Consider the following 3336-nt stretch of genomic DNA (forward strand, 5'->3'; position numbering starts at 1 on the left):
CCCCGTACGGTGGGGCACGACCGGCCTTCCTGTGCCCGTGCGGGGCGTGGGTGCGAACCGCGGGCCGCGGCGTCGGCGGAGCAGGTCCCCGGAATACCGGCGCCGCTCCGGGGCGTGGACCTTCCGACGGCGCGGCGGCATCGGGCGCCGGGTGGGATCAGGCCGCTGCCGGGCCTTGGAGGCCGTGCATCAGGAGGGCGGTGAAGGTGGCCACCCAGAGCTCGTCCACCGGCTCGGAGCTCACCAGGGCGCGGTGCACCACCGTGCCCGCGATCACGTCGAAGATCAGGTCCGTGGTGCGGCCCGCGAGGGACTCGTCCTCCTCGTAGGGGAGTTCGCCGCGGGCCTGGGCCCGCTCGCGGCCCAGTACGACGAGACGTTTCTGCCGGTCCACGATCGCCGACCGGATCCGGTCACGCAGGGCTTCGTCGCGGGTGGACTCGGCGACGACCGCCATCAGGGCGGTACGGGCCTCCGGGCGCCGCAGCAGCTCCGCGAACTGCAGCACCACGCCTTCGATGTCCGCTTCGAGGGAGCCGCGGTCCGGGAGTTCGAGCGCGTCGAAGAGCTCCGCGACCGCGTCCACGACCAGCTCGTTCTTGCCCGCCCACCGCCGGTAGAGGGTGGTCTTGGCGACCCCCGCACGCGAGGACACGTCGCCCATCGTCAGCTTCGACCAGCCCAGCTCGACCAGCGCGTCCCGGGTCGCGGCGAGGATCGCGGCGTCCGCGGCGGCGCTGCGGGGACGACCGGTGCGGCCGGGGCTGGGGTTGCGCATGGCCGAGACCATACCCGCCGGTAGCCAAGTCGGCCGCTGTGGTTCAGATCACGGGTCCGGAAGGGGCGCGGTGGGCCGCCGGGGGAGTTACGCTACGGCTCGTAGCGTAAGAGCGACAACCACGCGAAGAGCTACAGGCGCCCGGTGGGGACCCGGCGCCGTTCAGCATCACGATCGCGACAGTGCGGCGGCAGCACGGCCAATTCACGCGATCTTTTTCGTCGGCGCGCGCACACGGGGGAGGATGTACGCATGCAGCCCAGAAACATGTCCATGAGCGGCGTCGTCGACCTCGCCGCGGTGAAGGCGGCCGGTGAGGCCAAGGCCAAGGCCGAGCAGGCTCGCGCCGAAGCGGCCGCCCGGGCCGGCCAGGCCGGCGAGGCGGGTCCGTCCGCCGGTGCCGTGCCGCCCTCCGCACTCGTCATCGACGTAGACGAGGCCGGCTTCGAAAGCGATGTGCTCCAGCTCTCGGCAGAGGTTCCGGTCGTCCTGGACTTCTGGGCCGAGTGGTGCCAGCCGTGCAAGCAGCTGAGCCCGCTGCTGGAGCGCCTGATCACCGAGGCGAACGGTCGCCTCGTACTGGCAAAGATCGACGTCGACGCCAACCAGATGCTCATGCAGCAGTTCCAGATCCAGGGGATCCCGGCGGTCTTCGCCGTGGTCGCCGGTCAGGTCCTGCCGCTGTTCCAGGGCGTGGTCCCGGAGCAGCAGATCCGCGAGACCTTCGCCCAGCTCGTCCAGGTCGCCGAGGACCGCTTCGGGATCATCGGCATCGAGGTGGACCCGAACGCGGAGGGTGCCGCTCCGGCCGCCTCGGCCGCGGACGAGATCCCGGCCGGCCCGTACGACGCCCTGCTGGAGGCGGCCGTCGTCGCGCTCGACGTGGGTGACCTCGGCGGCGCGGTCCAGGCGTACAAGAACGTGCTCGCGGACGACCCGGGCAACACGGAGGCCAAGCTGGGCCTGGCCCAGGCCGAGCTCCTCGCCCGGGTCCAGCACATGAACCCGCAGGCGGTGCGGGCCACGGCGGCCGAGAACCTGCGCGACCCGGCGGCGCAGATCGCCGCGGCCGACCTCGACCTGGTCGGCGGCCACGTGGAGGACGCCTTCGGGCGCCTGGTGGACACCGTCCGGGTCACGTTCGGTGAGGACCGGGACGCCGTGCGGCTGCGGCTGCTGGAGCTGTTCGAGGTCATCGGCGCGGACGACCCGCGGGTCTCCGCGGCGCGTACGGCGCTCGCGCGGGTGCTGTTCTAGACCGGGCTCCGGACCGGCTGCGCGGCCGCTCCGGGCCACTCGCCGCGTGCTTCCCGTACATCGCCGGGCCACCGGCGATTTGTTGACACGTAGGCAAACAGCGGCCGCACTTTGCCAAAACTTGGCAATTGCGGCCGCTGTTACTCGCAGTAAATCGAACCCCGTGAACTGTCCGGTGTGTTCGTCATTCGTCCGTTCTGTCGTGGCCCTGGGTGACACCCTGTGTTGCTACCCGACGGCGGGGGGTCGTACCCAGGTTATCTGGCCGTTACCCGCCAGTAACGAACCCCCTTGTGCCCCGGCCTGGAATGGACCACGATCGGCGACGCTCGGTCCTTCCCGCAGAGCCGCTCATTCGGAGCCGCGGTGAAGGGTCCCCACCGAGTCGGCCTGTGGCAGTGGCACCGGCCGTGGGACAGGGGGGTCTCCGCCACTCCGGCGGGGCCTGTCCTCAGGTTGCGCGAACGCGTGGCCCAGTGGTTGTCGCTCGGGGGTGATCGCCGGTGTATCGGACGTGGCACAGCCGCGGCCCGGCCGCCTGCGCTCCTTCCCGAGGACGTAGCACTTCTCCCATCCCAGGACGGGTACGGCCCGGACCGGAGATGTACGTCCGAGAAGGAGGAACGAAATGAGTTCTCAGGTTCGTGGCGGGACCAGATGGAAGCGCTTCGCGCTCGTCATGGTGCCGAGCATCGCGGCCACGGCCGCGGTCGGTGTGGGTCTGGCGCAGGGCGCCCTCGCGGCGTCGTTCAGCGTCTCCGGTCAGGACTTCAAGGTCTCGGCCGACAAGCTCGACGGTGAAAACCTGATCCAGTACGGCGGTATCGCCAAGGGTCACGACCTGAAGACGGGCAAGGCGGTCGACCACCCGGTCACCATCTCCGGCTTCAGCAACGCCAAGATCACCAACATGTGCCAGTCCCTGGTCACCCCGACTCCGCTGGGCCCCATCACGCTCCAGCTGAAGACCGGTCACAAGGGCACCCCGGCCGTGGCGACCAACATCTACCTGGATGTGGCCGAGCTCGACACCGACGCCGAGTTCGAGAACCTGGACATCGGTGTCGCGGTCGGCGACCAGAGCCACAAGACCAAGCCGCAGGCCGGTACGGTCGCCAGCCCGTACGCGTTCTCGCAGCGCGCCGACCGGGCCATCCTGACGGACGTGAAGCAGAAGGCCTGGGCGACCACGGCCGGCACCTTCAAGCTTCCCAACCTGAAGCTGCGCCTGATGGGTGGCGACCAGCCCTGCTACCAGGACATCAAGGACTGATCCGTCCGTCCCGGTGCATGACCGGACG

3 protein-coding genes are annotated in these 3336 nt (G+C 70.3%); 2 read left to right on the plus strand and 1 reads right to left on the minus strand.

Going from position 1 to position 3336, the window contains the following annotated elements:
• Positions 1-157 precede the first annotated feature (157 nt).
• Positions 158-778, minus strand: coding sequence for a TetR/AcrR family transcriptional regulator (locus tag ACWGIU_RS33345; RefSeq protein WP_453711844.1), 621 nt, complete (start codon positions 776-778; stop codon positions 158-160).
• Positions 779-1030: 252 nt separating this feature from the next.
• Between ACWGIU_RS33345 and ACWGIU_RS33350 the strand changes: the two genes are divergently transcribed.
• Positions 1031-2035: a tetratricopeptide repeat protein gene (locus ACWGIU_RS33350; RefSeq protein WP_453711845.1), complete on the plus strand. Its 1005-nt coding sequence runs from the start codon at positions 1031-1033 to the stop codon at positions 2033-2035.
• Between the two features lie 628 nt (positions 2036-2663).
• Positions 2664-3308, plus strand: a complete 645-nt coding sequence (locus ACWGIU_RS33355; RefSeq protein ID WP_453711846.1) for a DUF6230 family protein — start codon at positions 2664-2666, stop codon at positions 3306-3308.
• Positions 3309-3336 lie beyond the last annotated feature (28 nt).

It is taken from the genome of Streptomyces sp. NPDC054840 (assembly GCF_053611065.1).

Bases quoted from the DNA above. Each gene is read 5' to 3' on its own strand.
- ACWGIU_RS33355 (WP_453711846.1), top strand. From the start codon at position 2,664: ATGAGTTCTCAGGTTCGTGGCGGGACCAGATGGAAGCGCTTCGCGCTC.
- ACWGIU_RS33345 (WP_453711844.1), bottom strand. From the start codon at position 778: ATGCGCAACCCCAGCCCCGGCCGCACCGGTCGTCCCCGCAGCGCCGCC.
- ACWGIU_RS33350 (WP_453711845.1), top strand. From the start codon at position 1,031: ATGCAGCCCAGAAACATGTCCATGAGCGGCGTCGTCGACCTCGCCGCG.